Here is a 25,151-nt window from a genome sequence, read left to right on the forward strand (position 1 = left end):
CCCCACTAGTTGGCCGTCCAGCCCCCGTCGAGGGCGATCGACGCGCCGGTGATGAACGCCGCCGGCGGCGAGCAGAGGTACGCCAGCAGTTCGGCGACCTCCTCCGGCTCGATCAGCCGCTTGATCGCGGCCCGGGCCAGCATGATCTTCTCAATCACCTCGGTCTCGTCGATGCCGTGACTGGCCGCCTGGTCGGCGATCTGGCTCTCCACCAGCGCGGTCCGCACGTACGCCGGGTTGATGCAGTTGGCGGTGACCCCGTGCGCGGCGCCCTCCAGCGCGACCACCTTCGACAACCCCTCCAGGGCGTGCTTCGCCGAGACGTAGGCCGCCTTGTACGGCGAGGCCCGCAACCCGTGCACCGAGGAGATGTTGATGATCCGCCCCCAGCCCCGCGCGTACATGTGCGGCAGCGCCCGGCGGATCAGCAGGAACGGCGCCTCCACCATCACCCGCTGGATGTACTCGAAGCGCTCGACGGGGAAGTCCTGCAGCGGCGCCACGTGCTGGAGTCCGGCGTTGTTCACCACGATGTCCACGTCCACGTCGAGTGAGTCCACCGCCGCGGCGTCGGAGAGGTCGACGCCCTCGGCCCGGCCACCGGCCTCGGCGGCCACCGCCTTGGCGGCCTCCAGGTTGCGGTCCACCACGAGCACCTTGGCGCCGGCCGCGCCCAGCCGCAGGGCACACGCCCGACCGATGCCGCCGCCGCCCCCGGTGACCAGGGCGGTCCGACCGGAGAGGTCGACCTGTACGACGTGGGGGACCACCACGGGTTCTGCCGTCATGGCGCAAGAAGTTACGAGCTGTGTGCTCCCCGGCACATGGGCCAGCGACACATACTCCGTACCAAAGCTGTGTGGCCCCACCGCCCCCTCTCGCCCCGCGTCCGCCCGCTCCCGCCACCTGGGGCCGTCCGCGCTCCCACCCGCCCGTGCCACCTGAGGCCGTCCTCGCTCCACCCGACCGTGCCACCTGAGGCCGCCCGCGCTTCCACCCACCTACTCGCCCGCCGGTCACCGCCGCGCCGCGCCGCGTGCCGCCCTCGCAGCCCTCTCTCGCCCCGCCGCACCCCTCCCCACCGCGCCTTGCGCCCCAAGATCGCACAACATCCAGGAAGTAGTGGCTTCCCGGCGTTTTGTGGCCACTGCATCCTGGTTCGAGCGTGACCTTGGCGGCGGTCGGCGTTCCGGACCCTGCCTCCGGTGCTGGGAAGCGGTGTTTGTCGTCAAGATCCGCGCAACATCAGGGATGTTGCTGCCCGTGGTGCGTCGGGAGCAGCAACATCCGGGAAGTTGCGCGGATCTTGGCGCGGGGCGCGGGGCGCGGGGCGCGGGGCGCGGGGCGCGGGGCGTGGGGCGCTGGGCGCTGGGCGGGGCGCGGGAGGGCGTGTCCCGTGGGGCTGGTGGGAAGGGCGCCGGTTAGGGTGTCGAACACACGTACTGCTGACGGCTGGGGAGGGGGCGGCGTGCGCGTGCTCGGTGTGGACCCGGGGTTGACCCGGTGTGGGGTGGGCGTGGTCGAGGGTGTGCCCGGCCGGCCCTGCACACTTGTCGCCTACTACGTGGTCTACACCGATCCGGCCGACGATCTGGCGCTGCGCCTGTTGCACCTGGACCGGTCGCTGACCGAGCTGGTGGCCAAGCACGAACCGGAGAGCGTCGCCGTCGAGCGGGTGTTCAGCCAGCACAACGTGCGCACCGTCATGGGCACCGCGCAGGCCAGTGGCATCGCCGTGCTGGCCGGGGCGCGCGCCGGGCTGCCGGTGCAGACGTACACACCGAGCGAGGTGAAGGCGGCCGTGACCGGGTCCGGTCAGGCTGACAAGGCGCAGATGACAGCGATGGTGACCCGGCTGTTGCGGCTGGCCGAGCCGCCGAAGCCGGCCGACGCCGCCGACGCGCTGGCCCTGGCCATCTGCCACGTGTGGCGCGGCGGGACCCGCTCGAAGCTGGCCGCCGCCGCCGACCGGGCACGACGAGGAGGAGCGCGATGATCGCCAGCGTGCGCGGCACGGTGACCGCGACGGGTCCGGACCAGGCCGTGATCGAGGTCGGCGGTGTCGGGCTCGCCGTGCACTGCGCCCCGGGGACCCTCGCGGAGCTGCGGGTCGGCCAGGTCGCCCGGCTCGCCACCAGCCTGATCGTGCGGGAGGATTCGCTGACCCTCTACGGCTTCGCCGACGACGACGCGAAGTCGCTGTTCGAGCTGCTCCAGACCGCCAGTGGGGTCGGACCGCGACTGGCCCAGGCGGTGCTGGCGGTGCACACCCCGGACGCGGTACGCAAGGCGATCGCCAATGCCGACACGGCCGCCCTGACCCGCGTACCCGGGATTGGTAAGAAGGGTGCGGAACGTCTGGTGCTGGAGCTGCGCGACCGGATCGGCCCGGTGCCGATCGGCGCCGACGGGGTGGCCGGGGTGACCCGCGGCAGCTGGCCCGACCAGGTCCGGCAGGCCCTCGTGGGACTGGGCTGGTCGGCCGGTCAGGCCGATCAGGCGGTGGCCGCGGTGGCGGAGTCGATCGAGGGCGAGACCCCGCCGGTGCCGGTCCTGCTCAAGCAGGCCATCCGACTGCTGGGCCGCACCCGATGACCGCACGGGCCGCACGGGCCGCACGATGAGCGAGACCGAGGGGCTCGTCTCGGCGTACGTCAGCGACGCCGACCGGGACGCGGAGGCCACGGTACGGCCGAGGCGGCTGGCCGAGTTCATCGCCCAGGACCGGGTACGCGACCAGCTCGACCTGTTGTTGCAGGGCGCCATGCGGCGGGGGTCGCCGCCGGACCACATCCTGCTCTCCGGCCCACCCGGGTTGGGTAAGACGAGTCTGGCGAACATCGTCGCCGCCGAGCTGGGCGCGGGCATTCGGGTGACCAGCGGCCCGGCGATCGAGCGTTCCGGTGATCTGGCGGCGATCCTGACCAGCCTCGCCGAGGGTGACGTGCTCTTCATCGACGAGATCCATCGGATCGCGCGGCCGGCCGAGGAGCTGCTGTACAGCGCGATGGAGGACTTCCGGGTCGACGTGGTGGTGGGCAAGGGGCCGGGAGCGACGGCGATTCCGCTGGACGTCGAGCCGTTCACCCTGGTCGGCGCGACGACCCGCTCGGGGTTGTTGACCGGGCCGATGCGGGACCGGTTCGGCTTCGTCGCGCACCTCGACTTCTACGCTCCGGCGGATCTGGAGACGCTGCTGCACCGTTCGGCGCGGATCCTGGGTGTGCCGATCACCGCCGAGGGCGCGACCGAGATCGCGGGTCGGTCCCGGGGTACCCCGCGGATCGCGAACCGGCTGCTGCGCCGGGTCCGTGACTACGCCGAGGTTCGAGCGGGCGGGGTGGTCGATCTCGACACCGCCCGTGCGGCCCTGATCGTGTACGACGTGGACGCGCTCGGTCTGGACCGGCTCGACCGTGCGGTGCTGACCGCGTTGGTCGACTCGTTCCGGGGTGGGCCGGTCGGGTTGTCCACCCTCGCCGTTGCGGTGGGGGAGCAGCCGGACACGGTCGAGGAGGTCTGCGAGCCGTTCCTGGTGCGAGCTGGGCTGTTGGCCCGTACGCCTCGGGGTCGGGTGGCGACCGAGGCCGCCTGGCGGCATCTGGGGCGGACGCCGCCGAATGGTACATTTGGTGCAGATAGTCCACCTGTGCCCGATCTGTTCTCGTTGGATGCCGATCAGCCGTGATGTGAACGTGATCTGTGCCGCATTCGGCGTTCCCAGGTGCAGGGTTTAGACTTCGCCGCGGTCTGTACAGGACGTGAGAATCCGCCTCCGCTCCGGCACCCACGGTGCCGGGCAGGTGGCCAATGGGAAGGTCAGTAACCGTGCATTACGCAGCAGCGGGTGGCGGGGCCGGCGGTTTCACGCCGATCCTGATGATCGCCCTGCTCTTCGGTGTCATGTACTTCATGATGATCCGGCCCCAGCAGAAGCGCCGCAAAGAGGCGGAGTCGATGCAGTCCAATCTCGGCCCCGGCGACGAGGTCGTGACCATCGGTGGGCTCTACGGCACGGTCACCGGCATCGAGGACGACACTGTCCTGATCGAGGTCGCACCGGGCGTGCAGACCCGCTACGCCCGTCCGGCCATCGCGCGGGTGGTCACCCGCGCGGAGCTGCCGAGCGAGCCGGTCACCGAGGACGCGGACACCGCCAAGGACTGACCCCCACCCCCCGGGAGCGGTGAGTCCGGCGTACGGCCGGTCGGCCGGCTTCCGGGTCGTGGCGCCCGACGGGGCAGCGGACGAGACGTGAAAACTGGATAGTTGGGTCGACGCCGGGCGTCGGCACGTTCCCGTGACCGTCGGCGTTCCGCGCCGGGGTGCCCGGTCCTCGTGTCGGCATCTTCGTCGGCTCAAGGCAGACCCGTCGGGCGGGACCCCCGGCCCGACACCGCCGCCGCTGCGACAGCGGCGCGACCGTACAGGGAGACAGGACAGCCGTGGCACCACCTCAGGGACAGATGCGCCCCGGGCGGCAGCTCGCCGTGCTCGGGTTCATCTTCGTGGTCCTCTATCTTTTGGTGTTCTTCGCCGGAGCCAGCGGCAGTTGGAAGGACCGGCTCGAGCCCAAGCTCGGCCTGGACCTCATCGGCGGCACGCGGGTGACACTGGAGGCGACCAACAGCGTCGACGGCAAGCCCCCGACGGCGGAGAACCTCGAGGAGGCCCGCGAGATCATCGAGAGCCGGGTCAACGCGTTCGGCGTGGCCGAGGCCGAGGTGGTCACCGAGGGCAACCGCAACATCGTCATCTCCCTGCCCGGTGAGAACCGGAACCTCGACGACGTGGGCGAGGCAGCCGAGCTGCGCTTCCGCAAGGTGCTCAAGGCCGCCTCCGGCAGTGGTGTGGCCGAGGCGCCGCCCGCCGCCACTCCGGCCCCGTCCGGCAGCGCCGCCCCGACCGGCAGCGCGACCCCGTCCGGCGCCGCGACCCCGACCCCGACGGGCAGCGCCTCGCCGAAGGTGACCTCGTCGCCCAGCGGCGGTCAGGGTGGAATGGCCCCGGCGTCGCCGAGCGCCACGCCCTCCGCGTCCGCCACGGCCTCGCCGAGCGCCGCCGCGCCCAGCGCCAGCGCCGAGCCGGTGCCGGCGAGCATCGAGCAGCAGCGCAAGGCCGTCGAGCAGAAGGTCGGCGCCGCCGCGTGGCAGGCCGCCAACGGGCTGCAGGCCCCGGCCGACCTGACCGCGGACCCATCGCTGGCCGAGAAGCTCAAGCCGTTCGGCACGCTGTCTCCCCAGGAGGTCGCGGTGCTGCCGGCGCAGATGCAGTTCAACGTGCCGACGATCGGCTGTGCGCAGCTCGACCAGCGTCCCCCGGCGTCGATCTCCGACCCGAAGCAGCAGGTGGTCTCCTGCGAGGACGGCGCGTCGAAGTACCTGCTCGACCAGGCCAAGGTGCTGGGCACCGACGTGTCCGACGCCGACGCGGTGCTCGACCAGACCAACGCCTGGGTCGTCAGCCTGGACTTCACCGGCGACGGCCAGGGCAAGTGGACCTCCCTGACCCGTGAGGCGTTCAACAACGAGGGCCAGGCCTGCGACGCCACCGCGCTGGGCCAGGACGGCAAGTGCCGCGTGGCCGTCGTGCTGGACAACGAGATCGTCTCCTCCCCGGAGATCCAGGCCGTGCTGACCGGCAACTCCCAGATCACCGGCACCTTCACCCAGAAGGACGCCAGCACCCTCGCCGGTCAGCTCCGCTACGGCGCGCTGCCGGTGACCTTCGAGCAGCAGGAGGCGCAGAACGTCACCGCCACGCTGGGTGCCAGCCACCTGCGCGCCGGTCTGCTCGCGGCCGGCATCGGCATGCTGCTGGTCATCATCTACGCGTTCTTCTACTACCGGCTGCTCGGCTCGGTGATCTTCCTGAGCCTCATCCTCTCCGCGCTGCTGGTCTTCGGCGCGTTGGTGGTGCTCGGCCGGCAGATCGGCTTCACGCTCACCCTCGCCGGCATCGCCGGCATGATCGTCTCGCTCGGTGTGGCGGCGGACTCGTTCGTCATCTACTTCGAACGACTGAAAGACGAGATCCGGGAGGGGCGCAGCCCGCGTAGCGCGGTGCCGCGCGCCTGGATCCGGGCGCGCCGCACGATCATCTCGGCCAACGCGATCACCCTGCTCTCCGCTGTGGTGCTCTACGTGGTCTCGGTCGGCACGGTCAAGGGCTTCGCGTTCGCGCTGGGGCTGGCCACCGTGCTGGACCTGGTGGTGGTGTTCCTCTTCCGACACCCGATCATGACGATGTTCGCCCGGACCCGGGCGTTCCTGTCCCCGCGGGTCAGCGGTCTGGGCCGGGCACTCCCGGCCCGCAACCAGCCGACTCAGCCCCGCAACCCGCGCGCCAAGGAGGCCTGAGATGGCTGAAAACGGTCTGGCGAGCCGCCTCTACAACGGCGAGGCCGGTCTCAACATCGTCGGCCGGCGCAAGCTCTGGTTCGGCGTCGCCGGGGTCCTGGTCCTGATCGCGATCCTCAGCTTCTCGATCCGTGGGTTCAGCCTCGGCATCGAGTTCGCCGGCGGCAACTCGTTCCAGGTGCCGGCCAGCGTCGGCACCCTGGACGACGCCGAGCGGGAGGTCAACTCGGCCCTCGCCTCGGAGAACACCGGCGTCGAGGTGGCCACCACGCAGAAGGTCGGCGGCCCGGGCGGCGACTCCTACGAGCTGCGCACGCCGCAGCTCACCGTCGAGCAGGCCACCGCGGTCAAGGCGCAGATCGCCGAGGATCTCGGCATCAACGTCGACCAGATCAGCGGCAACCAGGTCAGTGAGGCGTGGGGCAGCCAGGTCACCGAGCGGGCCGTGCTCGGTCTGGTCATCTTCATCGCGCTGGTGATGGTCTACCTGATCCTGCGCTTCGAGTGGCGGATGGCCGTCGCCGCTGTCGCCTCGCTGATCACGAACCTGATCCTCACCGCCGGCATCTACTCGCTCGTCGGCTTCGAGGTCACTCCGTCGACCATCATCGGCTTCCTCACCATTCTGGGCTTCGCGCTCTACGACGTGGTGGTGGTCTTCGACAAGGTCCAGGAGAACACCCGGGGCATCACCGCCAACAACAACCAGACGTACGGCGAGGCGTCCAACCTGGCCGTCAACCAGAGCCTGATGCGGTCGTTGAACACCTCCGTCGTCGCCCTGCTGCCGGTCGGCGGTCTGCTCTTCATCGGTGCCGGCCTGCTCGGCGCCGGCACGCTGAAGGACCTCGGTCTGGTGCTGTTCGTCGGTATGGCGGTGGCGTTCCTGACGTCCATCCTGGTGGCCACCCCGCTGCTGGCGCTGCTGAAGAACTACGACCCGCGGATCCAGGCGCACAACAAGCGCGTCCTGACCCGGCGGGGCGCGGTCAGCCGCGGCGAGGTCACCGGTAAGGGTGCTGCCGCGAGTCCGGCAGCCCAGGCCGACGCGACCGACGAGCCGGTCGACCAGGACGCCGCCGCGCTGGCCGGTGCCGCCCCCAAGGTGGGCGCTCGGCCGGCGGGCAAGCGGCCGACCGGTGCCCGGGGCGGTCGCCCGGGTGGCGGCGGCAACCGGCCGGGTGGCGCCAAGCGGCGCTGACCCGACAGGAAACACCCGAACGGCGTCCGGCATGCTGTTGCCGGACGCCGTTCGTCGTCGAAGGGGAGCGAAACAGCCGTGACGGAGACCCACAGCGCCGCAGCGCGCGGGGACAGTGGCCCGGAGGTCGCCCGACTGGTCGCCAGTCGGGTGCTGGACGTGCCCGACTTCCCCAAGCCCGGCGTCATGTTCAAGGACCTGATGCCACTGTTCGCCGACGGCAAGGTCTTCCGTGAGGTGATCGACGGGATCGTCTCGTACCACGGGCGGGACGCCTTCGACGTGGTGGTCGGCATCGAGGCGCGCGGGTTCGTCGTCGCGGCGGCCATCGCGTACGCCACCGGGGTGGGCGTGGTGCCGGTGCGCAAGGCCGGCAAGCTGCCCCGCCCGGCGCACTCGGTCTCCTACGAGTTGGAGTACGGCGAGGCCACCCTCGAAGTGCACGAGGACGCCTTCACCGCCGGGCACCGGGTGCTGGTGGTCGACGACGTGCTGGCCACCGGTGGCACCGCCGAGGCGACGCTGGACCTGGTCGAGCGGGCCGGCGGCACCGTCACCGGTTTCACAGTGCTGCTGGAGCTCGGTTTCCTGGGTGGGCGTGAGCGACTGGCACCGCGTCCCGTCCACGCCCTGCTGACCGTTTGAGCCGGTCGGTACTCTGCTGACCGTTTGATCCCGGACCCGTCGGATGGACCCGGCGCCGACCGTCCGGCGGAGCGGCAGGGGACCGTCCGTGCGGGTAGCATTGCCCTTTGCTGACGCCGGCGGTAACCCGTCCGGCGGGCGAGACCAGGTCGGCCGATGTTCGGCCGGCGTGTTTCCGGCGAGCGGTGAGGAGGCCGGTGTCCCACGATGTCGTCCCTCCGGCGGAGGGCACGGTGCACCCGACAGGCGACGCTGACGGCTCGGTGACTGACCGGACAGGCGACGCGCCGGCCCGGGTGACGGGCACCGGCAACGGCTCCGGCAGGGCTCCCGGCGCGAGCGCGGTGCGTCCGACCAGCGGCCCGCCGAGCGCCGAGGCGTCTCCCGGCGCCGACGGCGTCGTGGTGCCGTTCCCGACCGACGCCGGCATCGATCCGTCGCCCAGTGGTGGCTTCGGGCTGTCCAACGCGCCCACCGGCCGGCGGGTCCGGGCCCGGCTGGCCCGGTTCAACGCGCCCTGGCAGACCTCTCAGGTCAGCGAGGTGCTCGAGCCGCTCATCGCCAGCCACCGGGACAACCACCCCAAGGCGGACGCCCGGCTGCTCCAGCGCGCCTTCGACACGGCCGCGCGGTGGCACTCCGGTCAGTACCGCAAGTCCGGTGACCCCTACATCACCCACCCGCTCGCGGTGGCGACGATCCTCGGCAACCTGGGGATGGACACCACCACGCTTGTGGCCGCGCTGCTGCACGACACCATCGAGGACACCGAGTACACCCTCGACCAGATGCGTGCCGACTTCGGTGGCGAGGTCGCCCTGCTGGTCGACGGCGTCACCAAGCTGGACAAGGTCAAGCTGGGCGACGCGGCCAAGGCCGAGACGATCCGCAAGATGGTCGTGGCCATGGCCAAGGACCCGCGGGTGCTGGTGATCAAGCTGGCCGACCGGCTGCACAACATGCGTACCCTGACCTTCCTGCCCCGCCCCAAGCAGGAGCAGAAGGCCAAGGAGACGCTGGAGATCCTGGCGCCGCTGGCGCACCGCCTCGGTATGAACACGATCAAGTGGGAGCTGGAGGACCTGTCCTTCGGCACGCTGTTCCCGAAGCGCTACGAGGAGATCAACCGGCTGATCGGGGAGCACCAGCCGCAGCGTGAGGCGCTGCTGCGGCAGGTGACGCAGAAGGTGCAGACCGACCTGAAGGCCGCCAAGATCAAGGCGGAGACCACCGGGCGGCCGAAGCACCTCTACTCGATCTACCAGAAGATGATCGTGCGGGGTCGCGACTTCAACGACATCTACGACCTGGTCGGCGTGCGCATCCTTGTCGACACGGTTCGCGACTGCTACGCGGCGCTGGGTGTGATCCACGCCAACTGGCAGCCGGTGCCGGGCCGCTTCAAGGACTACATCGCGATGCCCAAGTTCAACATGTACCAGTCGTTGCACACGACGGTCATCGGGCCCACCGGCAAGCCGGTGGAGATGCAGATCCGCACGTACGCGATGCACCGCACCGCGGAGTTCGGCATCGCCGCGCACTGGAAGTACAAGGAGCACAAGGGCACCCAGATCGTCGGCCCGCCGGCGCACATCGACGAGATGACCTGGCTGCGGCAGTTGCTCGACTGGCAGCGCGAGGCGGCCGACCCGAGCGAGTTCCTGGACGCGCTGCGCTTCGACCTGTCCAGCCAGGAGGTGTACGTCTTCACCCCGAAGGGTGACGTCATCCCGCTGCCGACCGGGTCGACGCCTGTGGACTTCGCGTACGCGGTGCACACCGAGGTGGGGCACAAGTGCATCGGGGCGCGGGTCAACGGCAAGTTGGTGCCGTTGGAGTCGACCCTGTCCAACGGCGACGTGATCGAGATCTTCACGTCGAAGTCCGAGACGGCCGGCCCGACGCAGGACTGGCTCGGCTTCGTCAAGAGCCCGCGCGCCCGCACGAAGATCCGCCAGTACTTCAACAAGGAGCGGCGCGAGGAGGCGATCGAGGCCGGCAAGGACGCGATCGTCAAGGCGATGCGCAAGCAGGGCATGCCCCTGCAGCGGATGCTCACCTCCGACGCGCTCATGTCGATCGCCCGGGACCTGCACCTGGCCGACGTGGCCTCGCTCTACGCGGCGGTCGGCGACAGCCAGGTCTCCGCGCAGTCGGTGGTGCAGAAGCTGATGGCCGCGTACGGCGGCGAGGAGGGCGCGGCGGAGGACATCGCCGAGACCGCCGTCGCCACCCGGCCGCCGCGCAGCCGGCAGAGCAGCAGCGACCCGGGCGTGGTGGTCCGGGGCGTCAGCGACGTCTGGATCAAGCTGGCCCGGTGCTGCACCCCGGTCCCACCGGACTCGGTGTTCGGCTTCGTCACCCGCTCCGGCGGCGTGAGCGTGCACCGCGACGACTGCGCCAACGCCGAGGACCTGCGCGCGCAGAGCGAGCGGGTCGTCGAGGTGAGTTGGAAGCTCACCTCCGCCTCGACGTTCCTGGTCGCCATCCAGGTCGAGGCCCTGGACCGGCACAAGCTGCTGGCCGACGTCACCCGGGTGCTCTCCGACGAGCGGGTCAACATCCTCTCCGCCACCGTCACCACCACCCGCGACCGGGTGGCGGTGAGCCGGTTCAGCTTCGAGATGGCCGACCCGAAGCACCTGGGCCACCTGCTGGCCACGGTCCGCAAGGTCGACGGCGTCTTCGACGCCTACCGGGTCACCTCCGGGGCCTGACGCCCACCGGACCGATTCCGGGGCCCGACGCGTACCCCGAACACGACAGCGCCCGCCGGCTCAGCCGGCGGGCGCTGTGTCGTCTGCGCGGGCGTCAGCCCTGCGGAGCGCTCATCGTGAGGTCCTTGATGATGACCTCCTTCTTCGGGTGGCCGCCGCCGGCCTGCTGGGCGAACGCCCCGTCGTCGCCGGCCTTGGCCACATCCTTCACCAGGTCCAGGCCGCCGGTGATGGACCCCAGCACGGTGTACGCCGGGTCCAGCGGAGAATCGCCGTAGACGATGAAGAACTGGCTGCCGGTGCTGCCCGGCTGGCCGGAGTTGGCCATCGCGATGACACCCTCCGGGTACGGCGGGCGCTTGTCGGTGGGCAGGTTCTCCTCGGGCAGGCGGTAGCTCGGGCCGCCCTGGCCGTCGGTGTCCCGCCAGCCGTTGCCGGTGGCGCTGGGGTCGCCGCACTGCAGCACCTTGATGCCCTCGGTCACGAGACGGTGGCACTTGGTGTTGTCGAAGAAGTTCTTCTCGGCGAGGTGGGTGAAGCTGCCCGCCGTGCACGGCACCAGCGACCGGTCGATCTTGGCGGTGATCGGGCCGAGGTTGGTGTCGATCGTCATCGTCTGCACGCCGGTGCCGGACTGCTGGTTGCTCGGCACGCCCACGTCCTTGATCTGCGGGGGCCGCTGCTCGGTGGGCAGCGCGTTGTACACGCACTCGGAGGCGCCGGGCGCCGCAGTGGTGGTGTCGGGCTTGTCGTCGTCACCGCCGAGGCTCACCGCCAGCCAGACGGTGCCGGCGACCACGAGCACCAGCGCGGCACCCGCGCTGACGATCGCCGTCGTCTGCCGGCGCTTGCGGGCCTTGGCCGAGCGCTCGGCCATCTCCTTCTCGAGCCGGGCGCGTCGTGCCGCCGCTTGCTGCCGTTCTCTGGTGGACGTCACGCCTGATTCCTCCTGGCTGTGTGCTGCTGAGTGCCGCTTGGGTGGGTGGTGGCGCCCGGTCAGCCGGCGCTCGGGCTGCTGGCCGGGGTGCCGGAGGCCGACGGCGCCGGTGCCGCGCCGCTGACCGGCTCACCGACCGTGAGGCTCTGGATCGTCACGTCGGTGCTGGGCTTGACCTTCGCCCCGGTCCCATTGTCCACGGTCGGGAGGGCGCCGATCTTCTCCACCACGTCCAGTCCACCGGTCACCCGGCCGATGACCGGGTACTTCGGGTCGGCGGTGGTGAAGTCCTTGAAGAAGATCAGGAACTGGCTGCCGTTGCTGCCCGGCGGGTTGGAGACCATCGCCACCGTGCCCTTCGGGTACGTCGGCGGCTGGCCGGGGGCCGGGCTGGCCGACGGCGACGCCGACGGCACGGTCGGCAGCTCCTCGTCGTAGAACGAGTAGGTGGGCCCACCGAGACCCGTGCCGCTGGGGTCGCCGCAGCGCAGCGCGCCCTCGGCGGTGATCTCGTGGCACTTGGTGTTGTCGTAGAACGACCGGCTCGCCAGGTGCGCGACGCTCGCCGCCGCGCACGGGGAGTTGGTCAGGTTCAGCTCGGCGGTGATCGGCGCGCCCTGGTTGGTGGTCACGGTCATCGCCCGGGTGCCGTCGGTGGGCAGATCCTTGGTGGCCGGCGTGCCGACGTCCTTGAGATTGGTGTTGGCCGTCGCGTCCTGCGGCGTCCAGAGGCAGGTGTCCGTCGCGGCCGTGTTCTGCTTCGGGTCGGAGTCGAACGCCCCGAGCGCCCAGGCTGAGCCGGCCACTACCAGCACGAGGATCAGAGCGGCGCCGACACCGGCCTGGATCTGCCGTCGGCGCCGTGTAGCGGCGGCCCGGCGAACCAACTGCCGGTCGAGCTTGGCCCGCGCCAGTTTGCGCTGCCGGTCCCTGCTGGAAGCCACCCGTGCTCCCCTTTCCTCTACCTGGTCGTCGCCGGCGGCCGGTCGCCCCGGCCCGTCCGGGCGTCACGTGTGCCGCGCCACACGCCCGCCAGAGTGTACGGCTAGTGACTGGGAATGTGGTGTACGAGGTCCACCCCGTCCCGAGCAGCGCTTATCGGAGGTTGTCACTGTGCCGTACGGGGCGCGTGGGACGGACGCGGCAAACTCGCTCGGCGCGCCCGATAGGCTGCTGTGCAGGACGACAGCTGCTCGACGGAAAGGACAGCGCCCGTGCTCGTGGCCGGCTTTCCCGCGGACGCCTTCGGCACCAACTGCTACGTGGTTGCCACCGCGCCGGGGGAGCAGTGCGTGGTGGTCGACCCCGGCATCGGGGTGCTCGACCAACTCGACGCGCTGCTCGCCGAGCACCGCCTGCATCCGGCCGCCGTGCTGCTCACCCACGGCCACCTCGACCACACCTTCTCGGTCGCGCCGGTCTGCGGTGCGCGCGGCATCACCGCGTACGTGCACCCCGGTGACCGGGAGATGCTCGCCGACCCGGCCAAGGGCCTCTCGGCCGACCTGACGTCGCTCTTCGGCGGCCGGCTCAGCTACACCGAGCCGGAGGACGTGGCGGAGCTGACCGACGGCGCCACCCTCACGCTCGCCGGCCTGGAGATCGCCGTCGACCATGCCCCGGGCCATACCGGCGGGTCGGTGCTGTTCCGGCTGCCGGGCGCGGGGTCGAGCTGGGAGGCCGACGAGCTGTGCCTCTCCGGCGACGTCCTCTTCGCCGGGTCGATCGGCCGCACCGACCTGCCCGGCGGGAGCATGCCGGCCATGCTCACCAGCCTGCGCGACAAGATCCTTCCGCTGGCCGACGACACCGTCGTGCTGCCCGGCCACGGCCCCAGCACCACCATCGGCCGCGAGCGCGCCAGCAACCCGCACCTCATCGAGGTGGCTGGCACGTCGCCCGCCGCGCCCACCCGGGGCCTCTAGATCTTTGTCCGCGCCGCGCGCGGACCCACGACACCACCGCGCCACCGGCGCGGAACCGCAAGGAGTACGCCGATGAGCAAGCCCACGCCCATCTCCGGCTTCCCGGAGTGGACCCCCGGCCAGCGGATGATCGAGCAGTTCGTGCTCGACAAGATCCGGGCCACCTTCGAGTTGTACGGGTTCGCGCCGCTGGAGACCCGCGCCGTGGAGCCGCTGGACCAGCTGCTGCGCAAGGGTGAGACCTCGAAGGAGGTCTACGTGATCGGGCGGCTGCACGCCGACGCCGAGGGCGCCGGTACGGACGACCAGCTCGGCCTGCACTTCGACCTGACCGTGCCGTTCGCCCGGTACGTGCTGGAGAACGCCGGCAAGCTGAGCTTCCCGTTCCGCCGGTACCAGATCCAGAAGGTGTGGCGGGGTGAGCGGCCGCAGGAGGGCCGCTACCGGGAGTTCGTCCAGGCCGACATCGACATCGTCGACCGGGACACCCTGGCCCCGCACCACGAGGCGGAGATGCCCCTCGTCATCGGCGACGCGCTGCGCTCGTTGCCGATCCCGCCGGTGACGATCCAGGTCAACAACCGCAAGATCTGCGAGGGTTTCTACCGGGGCATCGGGCTGACCGACCCCGAGGCGACGCTGCGCGCCGTCGACAAGCTCGACAAGATCGGCCCGGCGAAGGTGGCCGAGCTGCTGGCCCAGACCGCCGGGGCGAGCGAGGCACAGGCCAAGGCGTGCCTGGCGCTGGCCGAGATCTCCGCCCCGGACGCGTCGTTCGCCGACGCCGTCCGGGCGCTCGGGGTCAGCGACCCGCTGCTCGACGAGGGCATCGAGGAGCTGGTCCGGGTGGTGGAGACCGCCGCCGAGCACTCGCCCGGCCTCTGCGTGGCGGACCTGCGCATCGCCCGCGGCCTGGATTACTACACGGGCACCGTCTACGAGACCCAGCTACGCGGCTACGAGCGCTTCGGCTCGATCTGCTCCGGCGGCCGGTACGACAACCTGGCCAGCGCCGGCGCTGTCTCGTACCCGGGGGTGGGGATCTCGATTGGCGTGACCCGGCTGCTCGGGCTGCTCTTCGGCGCGGGGGAGCTGTCGGTCTCGCGGGAGGTGCCCACCGCCGTGCTCGTCGCGGTGACCAGCGAGGAGCAGCGTACGGCCAGCAACCGGGTGGCCGAGGCGTTGCGGCGGCGCGGGGTGCCGACCGAGGTGTCGCCGAGCGCGGCGAAGTTCGGCAAGCAGATCCGCTACGCCGAGCGGCGTGGCATCCCGTACGTCTGGTTCCCCGGGGCCGAGGAAGCGCCGGACGAGGTGAAGGACATCCGCTCTGGTGAGCAGGTCACGGCCAGCGCCCAGGAGTGGATGCCACAGCCGGCGGACCTCAAACCGACTGTCGGTTGAGTGTCCCCACTGGCGCTATCGGCCGCGGCGACCTACGGTAGCGTAAGTTACGCCACCGTAGGGAGTTTCTCGTGACCGTCAGCACCACAGTGAGCCAGACCGCGCTGCTCGTCGAATTGGAGCCGGTGGTCGCGCGCAACCTGGACCGCCACCTCTCGCTCGCCAAGGAGTGGTTCCCCCACGAGTACGTGCCGTGGAGCGAAGGGCGGACCTTCGACGGGCCGCTCGGCGGCGAGGCGTGGTCGCCTACCGACTCCACCATCCCGGACGTGGCCCGCACCGCGCTCATCGTGAACCTGCTGACCGAGGACAACCTGCCCTCGTACCACCACGAGATCGCCACCCTGTTCGGCCGCGACGGCGCGTGGGGCACCTGGGTGCACAGGTGGACCGCCGAGGAGGGGCGGCACGGAGTCGCGATCCGCGACTACCTGACCGTCACCCGGGCGGTCGACCCGGTGGCGTTGGAGCGGGCCCGGATGACGCACATGTCGGAGGGCTACACCAACGCCCACGGCGACGAGGTGCTGCACTCACTGGCGTACGTCTCGTTCCAGGAGCTGGCCACCCGAATCTCGCACCGCAACACCGGCAAGGCCACCGGCGACCCCGCCTGCGAGGCGCTGCTGGCCCGGGTGGCCGCCGACGAGAACCTGCACATGGTCTTCTACCGCAACCTGCTGGCGGCCGCGTTCGAGCTGGCCCCGAGCCAGGCAATGCGGGCCGTCGCCGACGTGGTCGCCGATTTCCAGATGCCGGGTAGCGGCATCGAGGGCTTCGCCCGCAAGTCGGTGGCGATCGCCCTGGCCGGCATCTACGACCTGCGCCAGCACCGCGACGAGGTGCTGCAGCCGGTCCTGCGTCAGTGGGACGTCTTCAACGTGACGGGCCTCAACGCCGACGGCGAAGCCGCCCGCGAGCAGCTCGCCACCCAGCTGGAGGGCCTGGACCGCGCCGCGAGCCGCTTCGAGGAGAAGCGCGACGCCCGAGCCGCCCGCCTAGCCCTCCGCTAAACCCCACCCACGCCCAACCCACCCCCTCCCCACCACCCCCCACCCGGACCGTTGATCATGAAGTTATTGCCACTCGCGTCGGCGTGTCGGGGCAATAACTTCATGATCAACACAGCGGTGGGCGGGAGGGTGGGGTGGGGTTGGGTTGGGTTAGGGGAGGGGGAGCATCAGGCAGGTGCTTGTTGCGTGGGCTATCAGGCGGGCTTCTGCGTCGGTGATGCGCGCCTCGGCCAGGGCCGTGCGGCGGCCGCGTTGCAGCACCGTGCCCTCACAGCGCAGGGTGCCGCTGTCCACTGTGACCGGGCGGAGGAACTTCACGTTGAGGTCCAGCGAGGTGTAGCCGACGCCGGCGGGCAGGGTGGTGTGCACGGCGCACCCCGCGGCGGTGTCCAGTAGGGTGGAGAGCACGCCACCGTGGACGCTGCCGAGCGGGTTGTAGTGGAACTCCTGCGGCGTCAGCCAGACGGCGACCCGACCCTCGTCGGCTTCCATCCGGTTCATGTCGAGAAGGTGCATCACCGGCGGCGCGGCCAGTTCGCCGGCAATCATCGCCCGGACCATGTCCAGACCGCTACGTCGACCGACCTGGGCGGCGTTGGCCGACGGGTCCGCCCAGGTGAAGGTGCGGCTGCGCACTGGTTCCTGCGTCTGCGTCATGGACGCAGCCTGGCAGCAGGTTGCTGAGTCTGTCAACGAGATCTAGCCTGGGCGAATGCGACCCGCGGCTCTGGACTGGTCAGTGGAGAACTGCACAATCGCCCGCGCCATGGAGGTCCTCGGTGAGCGGTGGACGCTTGTGGTTCTCCGCGAGGTGTTCACCGGCGTACGCCGTTTCGACGACATGCGGGTGCGCACCGGCATTCCGCGCCAGGTGCTGACCAACCGGCTCGCCAGCCTGGTGGAGCAGGGCGTGCTGAGTCGCGAGCCGTACCGGGAGCCCGGCAGTCGGCTGCGCCACGAGTACCGACTGACGGAGAAGGGCCTGGATCTGTGGCCGGTGCTGGTCGCCGTCCTCGGGTGGGGCGACAGGTACCTCGCCGACGCGCAGGGCCCGCCACTCAGCGTCAGGCACCGCGACTGCGGCGCCGAGGTGCGCGCCGAACTGCGCTGCGCCGACGGGCACGACGTGGGTCGGCCACGCGACGTGGTGCCCAGTCCGGGTCCCGGCGCCCGTCGCCGCACCCCCTGACGCGGCGCTCTCCGCACCCTCTGGCCCGACGCCCTCAGCACCCTCTGGCCCGACGCCCTCCCCGCCCTCTGGCGCGCGGGGCCCTCGCCGTGTCGTCCCGGCGCGCGTCGCCGAGCGCGGCAACACATCGATGATCGTACGCGGCCACAGTGGTTCGGATGTCGGTCGGGTGTGACGGTGGCTGTTCACCAGCGTGTCAGTGGTGTTGCGGCCGTGTGGCCGTCCAAGATCGGCAAATCCGGGCGAATCCAAGCCTTGTCAATGATCTTAAGTATGTGAATACTTCAGTCTCATCCGGCCAGTTTCCCCAGATCGGCCGGGTTGCCCTCGGGTCAGCCGCCCCCGGCGAGACCCGCTCCCCCGCCCAGGAGGTTTGTTACATGCGACCCACGAGGTCCTCATTCCGTGTTGCGGCCACAGTCGCCGTTTCCGGAACCCTGGTCGTCGGCTCGCTCATCGGCGCGCCCGCCCAGGCCGCCCCTGCCGCGTCGCCCGACACCGCCGCCGCGATCTCCGCGGAACTCGGCGACCGCTCCGCCGGCTCGTACATCGACGCCAGCGGCAAGTCGGTCGTCACGGTGACCGACGCGGCCGCCGCCAGCAAGGCGAGCAAGGCCGGCGCCGTTGTCCGCTACGTCACCCGCGGTGCCGCCGAGCTCAACCGGGCCACGGCCGACCTGGAGCGCTCCGCCAAGATCCCGGGCACCGCCTGGTGGAGCGACCCGGTCACCAACCAGGTCGTCGTCTCCGTCGACAGCACCGTCACCGGGGCCAAGCTGGAGCGGGTCAAGGCCGCCGCCGCGCGGGCCAACGGCGCGGTCCGGGTCGAGGCCGAGGCCGGCGTGCTGAGCACCCGGATCTCGGGTGGCCAGGCCATCTACGCCGGCGGGGGCGGGCGTTGCTCGCTCGGCTTCAACGTGCGCAGTGGCAGCACCTACTACTTCCTGACGGCCGGGCACTGCACCAACATCTCGGCCAGCTGGTACTCGAACTCCGCCCAGACGGCGCTGCTCGGCACCCGTACCGGCACCAGCTTCCCGGGCAACGACTACGGCATCGTGCGGCACAACAACTCGGCCAACGCCGCCGGCAACGTCTCCCTCTACAACGGCAGCTTCCGCGACATCACCGGCGCCGGTAACGCCTCCGTCGGCCAGTCGGTGCAGCGCTCCGGCAGCACCACCGGCCTGCGCAGCGGCACGGTCAACGCGACCAACGCCACGGTGAACTACGCCGAGGGCTCGGTCTCCGGTCTGATCCGCACCAACGTCTGCGCCGAGCCGGGCGACAGCGGCGGCTCGCTCTTCGCCGGCGGCACCGCCCTGGGTCTGACCTCCGGTGGTAGCGGCAACTGCCGCACCGGTGGTACGACCTTCTTCCAGCCGGTCACCGAGGCGCTCAGCCGCTACGGCGTCAGCGTCTTCTGATCCACGCACCGGTCGCGGGCCGTCGGAACACTCCGGCGGCCCGCGTCGCGTGCACGGCCGCCGAAACCCAACCACACCGGCGAACGCGGCGGCGGTCAGCCGGGTTGGAAGGGTCCCGGCCGTCGTCGGGAGACCAGCACGGCGGCGAGCGGTACGCCCGCCTCCGCGGCCGCCGCCAGCCGCTCCGTCAGCCCGATCCATGCTCCGTCGCTGAAGAACTCGACGGCGAACCAGCCGACCAGCCCGAGCAGGACAGCCGCCGCCGCGAGCGCCACCCCGCGTACGCGAGCCGACGGGTGGCGGTGCTCCCGGTCGCGGGACGGCGCTGCTCGACGGGGCACCGCCAGGGCCGGCCAGACGGCCAACGCCCCGAACGACACACCGGCGGCCACGGCGTGCGTCGTCGAGTCGCCGGTCGGGTTCTGCGGGAACGCGGCCACCACAACTGTCGCCAACCCGCCCAGCGCGAGCAGCCCTCGGCCCGCCGGCGCAGCGCTGACCAGGCCGAGCGCGGTCGTCAGGTGACAGAGGGCCAGCAGGGCCAGCGCGATCGTCATGATCCAGCGATGGTCCGCCCCCGTGGCGGCGAGCGCGCTGATGGTCTGCCGCACCGGGTCGAATCCGTCGGCCTGGGCGGCCTGCGCCACTGTCCAGCCGCCGACGAGGAACAACGGTGCGCCACCTGCCGACAGCAGGGCCCAACGGGGAACGGCGGACATCGGGCGATGGTAGCGGTGCGACAGGCGGAACGTCCGGGCCGCACCAGCGGCCGGCGGGGAGACGGCTCAGGGCAGCCGGTCGGGTCGCCCGGCACCGGGCCCGCTCGGTGGTCCGAGTGGATCAGGGGGTACGACGCCGATGGTCGGCAGGTCCGGGCCGACGCGTACGGTGCCGCCGGCCGCCCAGGCGAGGTGCGCCCGGCGGGCGGAGAGGACCGCCAGCAGCGGCCAGAGGGAGACCGCCACCGCCGTCACCCGCTCGGCCAGTCCGGTGCGGGACCCGCTTGTCACCTCGAACGCGCACCAGCCGAAGAGCGCGAGCAGCACGAGCGTGGCGCTCAGCCCCACCGCGCGGCGGAACGCCCAGGGCGGCTCCGGTCGGGCGGAGTGCTCAGTGTCGTGGCCACGCGGCAGCCGCAGCGCCGAGCCGGCCGGCCAGAGCACCAGGGCGAGGACGGCCACCGTCGCCGCGATGCCGTGGCTGAGCGAGCCGCCGACCGGCGGCCGTGGAAAGGCGACGAGCGCGATGGTGGCCACGCCTCCGATCGCGAGCAGGAAGCGGCTGGGCAGTCCGGCCGCGTGCAGGACGGCGGCGACCGACAGGTAACAACAGCCGAGCAGCACCAGGGCCACCACCATGATCCAGGCGTCGGTGGCGTCCTGCCCCGCCAGCTCGCTGATGGTGTCCCGGACCGGGTCGTACCCGACGGGCTGTCGGGCCTCCGCCACCGTCCAACCGGCCACCAGCAGCACGGGCGCCGCCGCCGCCGTGGCGACGGCCCAGTTCGGTACCTGCCGCATTTCGCCACGTTAACCGGCAAGACGGCCGATTGAGTCTGGTTCGCCCAGTGCGGCCGACCCGACGGGTGCCCGGAGGCGGGGCGGCCACCCCTGACAGAATGCCGGTGAGGACTGTTCCACGATGAGGAGTTGCCAGCCGTGATCCGTACCCACAATGCCGGAAGCCTGCGCGCCGCGGACGCCGGCTCGACGGTGACGCTCGCCGGCTGGGTGGCCCGCCGCCGCGACCACGGCGGGGTCATCTTCGTCGACCTGCGCGACGGTTCCGGTGTTGTCCAGGTGGTGTTCCGCGAGGAGGACGCGCACGCGCTGCGCAACGAGTTCTGCGTGAAGGTCGTCGGCGAGGTGACCCGCCGTCCGGCCGGCAACGAGAACCCGGAGCTGCCCACCGGTGAGGTCGAGGTGACCGCCGTCGAGCTGGAGGTGCTCTCCGAGGCGGCGCCGCTGCCGCTGCCGGTGGACGACCAGATCGAGGCCGGCGACGACATCCGACTGCGGTACCGCTACCTGGACCTGCGCCGCAGTGGCCCGGCGAACGCGCTGCGGCTGCGCTCGCGCGCCAGCCAGCTCGCCCGGGGGGTGCTGCACGACCGGGACTTCCTGGAGATCGAGACGCCGACGCTGACCCGGTCGACGCCGGAGGGCGCCCGGGACTTCCTGGTGCCGGTGCGCCTGCAGCCGGGCAGCTGGTACGCGCTGCCGCAGTCGCCGCAGCTGTTCAAGCAGCTGCTGATGGTCGGCGGCATGGAGCGGTATTACCAGATCGCCCGCTGCTACCGCGACGAGGACTTCCGCGCCGACCGGCAGCCGGAGTTCACCCAGCTCGACATCGAGATGTCGTTCGTCACCGAGGACGACGTGATCGACCTCGGCGAGGCGATCGTCTCGTCACTCTGGAAGGACCTGGCCGGGCACGAGATCACCCGACCGATCCCACGGATCACCTGGCACGACGCGATGGCCCGGTACGGCTCGGACAAGCCGGACCTGCGCTACGGCGTCGAGCTGACCGAGCTGACGGAGTACCTGCGCGGCACCGAGTTCCGGGTCTTCGCCGGGGCGATCGACGCGGGCGGGTACGTCGGCGCTGTGGTGATGCCGGGCGGCGCGGCGCAGAGCCGCAAGGAGCTGGACGGCTGGCAGGACTGGGCCAAGGCGCGGGGCGCCCGCGGCCTGGCGTACGTGGTGCTCGACGCCGAGACCGGCGAGGCGCGCGGCCCGGTGGCGAAGAACCTCTCCGCCGAGCACCTGGGCGGGCTCGCCGACGCGGTCGGCGCCAAGCCGGGCGACGCGGTCTTCTTCGCGGCGAGCGCCACCACCCGGGAGGCGCAGGAGCTGCTCGGGGCGGCCCGCGTCGAGATCGCCAAGCGGTCCGGCCTGATCGACGAGAGCGCCTGGGCGTTCTGCTGGGTGGTCGACGCGCCGATGTTCGAGCGCACGGACGAGGGCGGTTGGACGGCCGTGCACCACCCGTTCACCTCACCGAACTCCGAGTGGGTCGACCGGTTCGAGGAGGCTCCGGACCGGGCCCTGGCGTACGCGTACGACATCGTCTGCAACGGCAACGAGATCGGCGGCGGGTCGATCCGTATCCACCGGGGTGACGTGCAGAAGCGGGTCTTCGACCTGCTCGGCATCACTCCCGAGGAGGCGCAGGACAAGTTCGGCTTCCTGCTGGAGGCGTTCAAGTACGGCGCGCCGCCGCACGGCGGCATCGCCTTCGGCTGGGACCGGGTCTGCATGCTGCTCGCCGGCGCGGACTCCATCCGTGAGGTCATCGCCTTCCCGAAGACCCGGGGCGGCTTCGACCCGCTGACCAGCGCCCCCACCCCGATCACCGCCCAGCAGCGCACCGAGGCCGGCATCGACGCCAAGCCCAAGCCCGCCGCAACGGCCCACACCGGCACCGCCGGCCCGGCGGCCCCGGTGGCAGACCCGGTCTGACCACCCTCCGCGCCCTGCTTGGTTGATCAAGAGGTTTGCGTCATCATCGCCCCGCGAGATGACGCAAACCTCTTGATCATTAGTGGGGGAGTGGGCTGGGATGCGGGTGCTTGTTGCCGGCGGTAGCGGGTTGCTGGGGCGGGAGGTCTGCCGGCGGGCGGTCAGCGCCGGGTTCGCGGTCGTCGGGACGTTCCACTCCGGGGAGATCTCCGTGCCGGGTGTCGCGGCACGGCGGCTGGACGTGACCGATCGGGCCGCCGTGCGCGCGCTGGTCGCCGAGGTGCGGCCGGACGCCGTGGTCGGCACCCCCTATCGGTACGGGGACTGGACGGTCACCGCCGACGGGGCCGCGCACGTGGCGCTCGCCGCGGCCGAGGCGGGTGCCCGGCTGGTGCACGTGTCCAGCGACGCGCTGCACGCGGGACGACCCGTGCCGTACGCCGACGATGAACCACCCACGCCGGTGCACGCGTACGGTGCCGCGAAGGCCGCGGCCGAGACCGCCGTACGGGCGATCGACCCGGGCGCGGCAGTGGTGCGGACCTCACTGATCGTGGGGGAGGGCAGCAAGCAGATCCAGCTCTGCCGGGACGCGCTCGCCGGCCGGGCCACCCTGTTCAGCGACGAACTGCGCTGCCCGGTCGACGTCGCCGACCTGGCCGACGCCGTACTGGAGTTGGTCGCCTCGTCGTACGCCGGTCTGCTCAACGTGGCCGGCCCGGACGCGGTCAGCCGGGCCGAGTTGGGCCTCCTGGTCGCCGAGCGGTACGGCCTGGACGTGGCCGGGTTGAAGACCACCACCAGCGCGGCCACCGGCCTGGTCCGCCCCCTGGACGTCCGCCTCGACTCCACCCGCGCCGCCGGTCTGCTGCGCACCCGGCTGCGCGGAGTACGCGAAGTCCTCGCCGGCTGAACTTGCACACTTCCTGTGCACAACTCTTGTGCACAGGAAGTGTGCAGAGATAGTGTGCGGTCATGGCGAACGACGAAGACGCCCCGCGGCCGGCGCCGCGTGAGGTACGCATCGACAAACGGCAGGTTCGGGTGCTGGCGCACCCGCTGCGGATGCGGCTGGTCGGAGCACTGCGCGTGAAGGGCCCCTCCACCGCCACCACCCTCGCCGAGCTGCTCGGCACCAACACCGGCGCGACCAGCTACCACCTGCGCCAACTCGCCGAGGTCGGGTTGGTCATCGAGGATCCCGACCGGGGCAGCGGGCGGCAGCGCTGGTGGCAGGCGGCACACGACGTCACCAACTGGGAGCCGACCGACTTCGACGACGACCCCGACGCCCGGGCCGCGATCGAGTGGATCCAGGGCGACCAGGTGCGTCTCCTCGCCGAGACCGCCGACCGCTGGTTCGCCACCCAGCACGAGTGGTCCCCCGCCTGGCGGGACGGCTTCGGGATGAGCGACATCTTCATGACCATCCCGCCGGACCGGCTGGAGGAGCTGAAGGCGGAGGTGTGGCAGGTGCTGGAGCGCTACCACCGTGAGGCCGAGCCCGATGCCTCCGCCGACCCGGAGGCCCGGCCGGTGCAGGTGTTCCTGGCCGCCTATCCGTTGCGCGAGGGTCTGCTATGAGCGCGCTGACCGTACGCCAGGTCCGGGGTCGTTACCTCACGCTCTACGGCCTGCGCTGGCTGCCCACGGGTCTGATGATCCCGGTGATGGTCCTGCTGATGCAGGAGCGCGGCCTGTCGTTGCCGCAGATCGGTCTGGTCGGCACGGCGCAGGGGTTGCTGGTGCTGGCGCTGGAGTTGCCCACCGGCGGGCTCGCCGACGCCCTCGGTCGTCGACCCGTGCTGCTCGCCGCCGGAGTGCTCAACCTCGCCTCGCTGGCGCTGTTCGCGGTGGCCGACTCGTTCGTGCTGTTCTTCGTGGTCTGGGCCCTGCAGGGCATCTACCGGGCGCTGGACAGCGGCCCGTTGGAATCCTGGTACGTCGACGCCACCCTGGCCGCCGACCCGAAGGCCGAGTACGAGCGTGGCCTCGGCTACGCCGGCACTGTCGTCGGCGGCTCCATCGCTGGTGGCGCGCTGGTCAGCGGCGGTCTCATCGCGCTCGGCCCGATCGGGCCGGTCACCGCGCTCACGGTGCCTGTGCTGGCCGCCATCGTCGCGCAGGCGGCGGCGCTCGTCGCGCTGGTCGTGCTGCTTGTCGAAGAGCGTCCCGCCACCGGGGTCGCGGCGCTGCGGGCCTCGGTGGTCGAGGCGCCCCGGATGATCGGTCAGGCCGTCGGGCTGCTGCGCCGCTCCCGGGTGTTGCTGGCGTTGGTGGCCGTCGAGCTGTTCTGGGGCTTCGGCATGATCACCTTCGAGTCGCTGCTGCCGGTCCGGCTCGCCGAGGTGATCGGCAACCCGGAACGCGCCGCCGCGCTGCTCGGGCCTGCGAACTCGGCGGCCTGGCTCGCCTCGGCCGCTGGCGCGGCACTGACCCCACTGCTGCTGCGCTGGTTCGGCGCCGCTCCGGGCGCGGCCCTGCTGCGCATCCTCCAGGGTGTGACGGTGGTCGGGATGGGGTTGTTCGCCGGGCCGGTCGGCGTGCTGGTGGCCTATCTGACCTGCTACGCCGTGCACGGCGCGTCCAATCCGTTGCACAGTGGGCTGCTGCACCGGCAGGTCGACGGCCCGTACCGGACCAGCGTGCTCTCGCTGAACTCGATGATGGCGCAGCCGGCCGGCGCGCTCGGCGGGGTGGTGCTCACCGCGCTGGCCGCCGCCACCAGCGTCAGCACCGCGATGGTGGTCGGCGCTGTGGTGTTGGCCGTCGCCGCTCCGCTCTACCTGCCCGCCTGGCTGGCCGGTCGTCGGGCCGCCCCGGTCGTCGAGCCGACAGCGGTCCCGGTGGCCGCCGCCGAGCGCTGAGGG

Annotated in this window: 23 protein-coding genes; 17 read left to right on the forward strand and 6 right to left on the reverse strand. The window is 71.5% G+C overall.

The genetic code is table 11. From position 1 onward, the window contains the following. Nucleotides 1-5: 5 nt before the first annotated feature. Entirely contained in the window at nt 6-788 is a 783-nt protein-coding gene (locus ACQP0U_RS11085) for a 3-hydroxybutyrate dehydrogenase (RefSeq protein WP_387175378.1), read from the reverse strand. A 680-nt stretch (nt 789-1,468) separates the two neighbouring features. Between ACQP0U_RS11085 and ruvC the strand changes: the two genes are divergently transcribed. The 8 genes from ruvC (at nt 1,469) to ACQP0U_RS11125 (ending at nt 10,925) form a co-directional block, all read left to right on the forward strand. Further along, a complete protein-coding gene (gene ruvC, locus ACQP0U_RS11090; RefSeq protein WP_210821188.1) occupies nt 1,469-1,996 on the forward strand; it encodes a crossover junction endodeoxyribonuclease RuvC in 528 nt (175 codons plus the stop codon). After that, nucleotides 1,993-2,595 carry a Holliday junction branch migration protein RuvA gene (gene ruvA / locus ACQP0U_RS11095; protein ID WP_433318112.1) on the forward strand — a complete coding sequence of 201 codons (603 nt, stop codon included), beginning with the start codon at nt 1,993-1,995 and terminating at the stop codon, nt 2,593-2,595. Before ruvC ends, ruvA begins: the two co-directional genes overlap by 4 nt. Nucleotides 2,596-2,620: 25 nt before the next feature. Beyond that, complete coding sequence (gene ruvB, locus ACQP0U_RS11100; protein WP_433318114.1) at nt 2,621-3,688, forward strand: Holliday junction branch migration DNA helicase RuvB; 1,068 nt, start codon at nt 2,621-2,623, stop codon at nt 3,686-3,688. A 122-nt stretch (nt 3,689-3,810) separates the two neighbouring features. Further along, nucleotides 3,811-4,167 carry a preprotein translocase subunit YajC gene (gene yajC / locus ACQP0U_RS11105; RefSeq protein WP_433318116.1) on the forward strand — a complete coding sequence of 119 codons (357 nt, stop codon included), beginning with the start codon at nt 3,811-3,813 and terminating at the stop codon, nt 4,165-4,167. Between the two features lie 278 nt (nt 4,168-4,445). Then, the gene (gene secD, locus ACQP0U_RS11110; RefSeq protein WP_433318118.1) at nt 4,446-6,359 is read left to right on the forward strand and encodes a protein translocase subunit SecD; all 1,914 of its coding nucleotides are present in this window, start codon (nt 4,446-4,448) and stop codon (nt 6,357-6,359) included. Between the two features lies 1 nt (nt 6,360). Beyond that, on the forward strand, nt 6,361-7,560 hold the full coding sequence (gene secF, locus ACQP0U_RS11115; RefSeq protein WP_433318120.1) for a protein translocase subunit SecF: 1,200 nt from the start codon (nt 6,361-6,363) through the stop codon (nt 7,558-7,560). A gap of 78 nt (nt 7,561-7,638) precedes the next feature. Beyond that, the gene (locus ACQP0U_RS11120; RefSeq protein ID WP_433318122.1) at nt 7,639-8,205 is read left to right on the forward strand and encodes an adenine phosphoribosyltransferase; all 567 of its coding nucleotides are present in this window, start codon (nt 7,639-7,641) and stop codon (nt 8,203-8,205) included. Between the two features lie 197 nt (nt 8,206-8,402). Beyond that, nucleotides 8,403-10,925, forward strand: coding sequence for a RelA/SpoT family protein (locus ACQP0U_RS11125; protein WP_433318124.1), 2,523 nt, complete (start codon nt 8,403-8,405; stop codon nt 10,923-10,925). 94 nt (nt 10,926-11,019) lie between these two features. Here ACQP0U_RS11125 and ACQP0U_RS11130 read toward each other — a convergent pair whose 3' ends face one another. Both ACQP0U_RS11130 and ACQP0U_RS11135 read right to left on the reverse strand, forming a co-directional pair. Next, on the reverse strand, nt 11,020-11,862 hold the full coding sequence (locus tag ACQP0U_RS11130) for a peptidylprolyl isomerase (RefSeq protein ID WP_433318126.1): 843 nt from the start codon (nt 11,860-11,862) through the stop codon (nt 11,020-11,022). 59 nt (nt 11,863-11,921) lie between these two features. Beyond that, on the reverse strand, nt 11,922-12,806 hold the full coding sequence (locus ACQP0U_RS11135) for a peptidylprolyl isomerase (protein WP_433318128.1): 885 nt from the start codon (nt 12,804-12,806) through the stop codon (nt 11,922-11,924). Nucleotides 12,807-13,076: 270 nt separating this feature from the next. Between ACQP0U_RS11135 and ACQP0U_RS11140 the strand changes: the two genes are divergently transcribed. The 3 genes from ACQP0U_RS11140 (at nt 13,077) to ACQP0U_RS11150 (ending at nt 16,201) form a co-directional block, all read left to right on the forward strand. Beyond that, a complete protein-coding gene (locus tag ACQP0U_RS11140; RefSeq protein WP_433318130.1) occupies nt 13,077-13,787 on the forward strand; it encodes an MBL fold metallo-hydrolase in 711 nt (236 codons plus the stop codon). A 72-nt stretch (nt 13,788-13,859) separates the two neighbouring features. Continuing rightward, complete coding sequence (gene hisS, locus ACQP0U_RS11145; protein ID WP_433318132.1) at nt 13,860-15,188, forward strand: histidine--tRNA ligase; 1,329 nt, start codon at nt 13,860-13,862, stop codon at nt 15,186-15,188. A gap of 71 nt (nt 15,189-15,259) precedes the next feature. Next, nucleotides 15,260-16,201, forward strand: coding sequence for an acyl-ACP desaturase (locus ACQP0U_RS11150; protein ID WP_433318134.1), 942 nt, complete (start codon nt 15,260-15,262; stop codon nt 16,199-16,201). A 150-nt stretch (nt 16,202-16,351) separates the two neighbouring features. On the opposite strand, the gene ACQP0U_RS11155 is transcribed toward ACQP0U_RS11150, so the two are convergent. Next, nucleotides 16,352-16,858, reverse strand: a complete 507-nt coding sequence (locus ACQP0U_RS11155; RefSeq protein WP_433318136.1) for a PaaI family thioesterase — start codon at nt 16,856-16,858, stop codon at nt 16,352-16,354. Between the two features lie 55 nt (nt 16,859-16,913). Between ACQP0U_RS11155 and ACQP0U_RS11160 the strand changes: the two genes are divergently transcribed. Together ACQP0U_RS11160 and ACQP0U_RS11165 are read left to right on the forward strand one after the other, a co-directional pair. Next, nucleotides 16,914-17,390, forward strand: a complete 477-nt coding sequence (locus tag ACQP0U_RS11160; protein ID WP_433318137.1) for a winged helix-turn-helix transcriptional regulator — start codon at nt 16,914-16,916, stop codon at nt 17,388-17,390. A 380-nt stretch (nt 17,391-17,770) separates the two neighbouring features. Beyond that, nucleotides 17,771-18,817 (forward strand): S1 family peptidase, encoded by a 1,047-nt coding sequence (locus ACQP0U_RS11165; RefSeq protein ID WP_433318139.1) that lies wholly within the window; start codon nt 17,771-17,773, stop codon nt 18,815-18,817. 95 nt (nt 18,818-18,912) lie between these two features. Here the strand turns inward: ACQP0U_RS11165 and ACQP0U_RS11170 are convergent, their stop codons facing one another. Then, on the reverse strand, nt 18,913-19,536 hold the full coding sequence (locus ACQP0U_RS11170; protein ID WP_433318141.1) for a DUF998 domain-containing protein: 624 nt from the start codon (nt 19,534-19,536) through the stop codon (nt 18,913-18,915). Between the two features lie 66 nt (nt 19,537-19,602). Beyond that, nucleotides 19,603-20,337, reverse strand: a complete 735-nt coding sequence (locus ACQP0U_RS11175; RefSeq protein ID WP_433318143.1) for a DUF998 domain-containing protein — start codon at nt 20,335-20,337, stop codon at nt 19,603-19,605. Between the two features lie 138 nt (nt 20,338-20,475). On the opposite strand from ACQP0U_RS11175, the gene aspS reads away from it, so the two are divergent. From aspS to ACQP0U_RS11195, 4 genes are all read left to right on the forward strand, one after another. Further along, nucleotides 20,476-22,281, forward strand: a complete 1,806-nt coding sequence (aspS, locus tag ACQP0U_RS11180; RefSeq protein ID WP_433318144.1) for an aspartate--tRNA ligase — start codon at nt 20,476-20,478, stop codon at nt 22,279-22,281. A gap of 100 nt (nt 22,282-22,381) precedes the next feature. Then, nucleotides 22,382-23,194 carry an SDR family oxidoreductase gene (locus ACQP0U_RS11185; protein ID WP_433318146.1) on the forward strand — a complete coding sequence of 271 codons (813 nt, stop codon included), beginning with the start codon at nt 22,382-22,384 and terminating at the stop codon, nt 23,192-23,194. 62 nt (nt 23,195-23,256) lie between these two features. Next, the gene (locus ACQP0U_RS11190; RefSeq protein ID WP_433318148.1) at nt 23,257-23,865 is read left to right on the forward strand and encodes a helix-turn-helix domain-containing protein; all 609 of its coding nucleotides are present in this window, start codon (nt 23,257-23,259) and stop codon (nt 23,863-23,865) included. Then, nucleotides 23,862-25,148, forward strand: coding sequence for an MFS transporter (locus ACQP0U_RS11195; protein ID WP_433318150.1), 1,287 nt, complete (start codon nt 23,862-23,864; stop codon nt 25,146-25,148). Before ACQP0U_RS11190 ends, ACQP0U_RS11195 begins: the two co-directional genes overlap by 4 nt. Nucleotides 25,149-25,151 lie beyond the last annotated feature (3 nt).

Source organism: Micromonospora sp. CA-269861, from assembly GCF_050948505.1.
Classification (GTDB): domain Bacteria; phylum Actinomycetota; class Actinomycetes; order Mycobacteriales; family Micromonosporaceae; genus Micromonospora.

Excerpts from the sequence above, each read along its gene's own strand:
- ACQP0U_RS11085 (WP_387175378.1), bottom strand. The coding sequence starts at position 788 with ATGACGGCAGAACCCGTGGTGGTCCCCCACGTCGTACAGGTCGACCTC.
- ruvA (WP_433318112.1), top strand. The coding sequence starts at position 1,993 with ATGATCGCCAGCGTGCGCGGCACGGTGACCGCGACGGGTCCGGACCAG.
- ruvB (WP_433318114.1), top strand. The coding sequence starts at position 2,621 with ATGAGCGAGACCGAGGGGCTCGTCTCGGCGTACGTCAGCGACGCCGAC.
- yajC (WP_433318116.1), top strand. The coding sequence starts at position 3,811 with ATGGGAAGGTCAGTAACCGTGCATTACGCAGCAGCGGGTGGCGGGGCC.
- secF (WP_433318120.1), top strand. The coding sequence starts at position 6,361 with ATGGCTGAAAACGGTCTGGCGAGCCGCCTCTACAACGGCGAGGCCGGT.
- hisS (WP_433318132.1), top strand. The coding sequence starts at position 13,860 with ATGAGCAAGCCCACGCCCATCTCCGGCTTCCCGGAGTGGACCCCCGGC.
- ACQP0U_RS11155 (WP_433318136.1), bottom strand. The coding sequence starts at position 16,858 with ATGACGCAGACGCAGGAACCAGTGCGCAGCCGCACCTTCACCTGGGCG.
- ACQP0U_RS11160 (WP_433318137.1), top strand. The coding sequence starts at position 16,914 with ATGCGACCCGCGGCTCTGGACTGGTCAGTGGAGAACTGCACAATCGCC.
- ACQP0U_RS11165 (WP_433318139.1), top strand. The coding sequence starts at position 17,771 with ATGCGACCCACGAGGTCCTCATTCCGTGTTGCGGCCACAGTCGCCGTT.
- ACQP0U_RS11170 (WP_433318141.1), bottom strand. The coding sequence starts at position 19,536 with ATGTCCGCCGTTCCCCGTTGGGCCCTGCTGTCGGCAGGTGGCGCACCG.
- ACQP0U_RS11175 (WP_433318143.1), bottom strand. The coding sequence starts at position 20,337 with ATGCGGCAGGTACCGAACTGGGCCGTCGCCACGGCGGCGGCGGCGCCC.
- ACQP0U_RS11185 (WP_433318146.1), top strand. The coding sequence starts at position 22,382 with ATGCGGGTGCTTGTTGCCGGCGGTAGCGGGTTGCTGGGGCGGGAGGTC.
- ACQP0U_RS11190 (WP_433318148.1), top strand. The coding sequence starts at position 23,257 with ATGGCGAACGACGAAGACGCCCCGCGGCCGGCGCCGCGTGAGGTACGC.
- ACQP0U_RS11195 (WP_433318150.1), top strand. The coding sequence starts at position 23,862 with ATGAGCGCGCTGACCGTACGCCAGGTCCGGGGTCGTTACCTCACGCTC.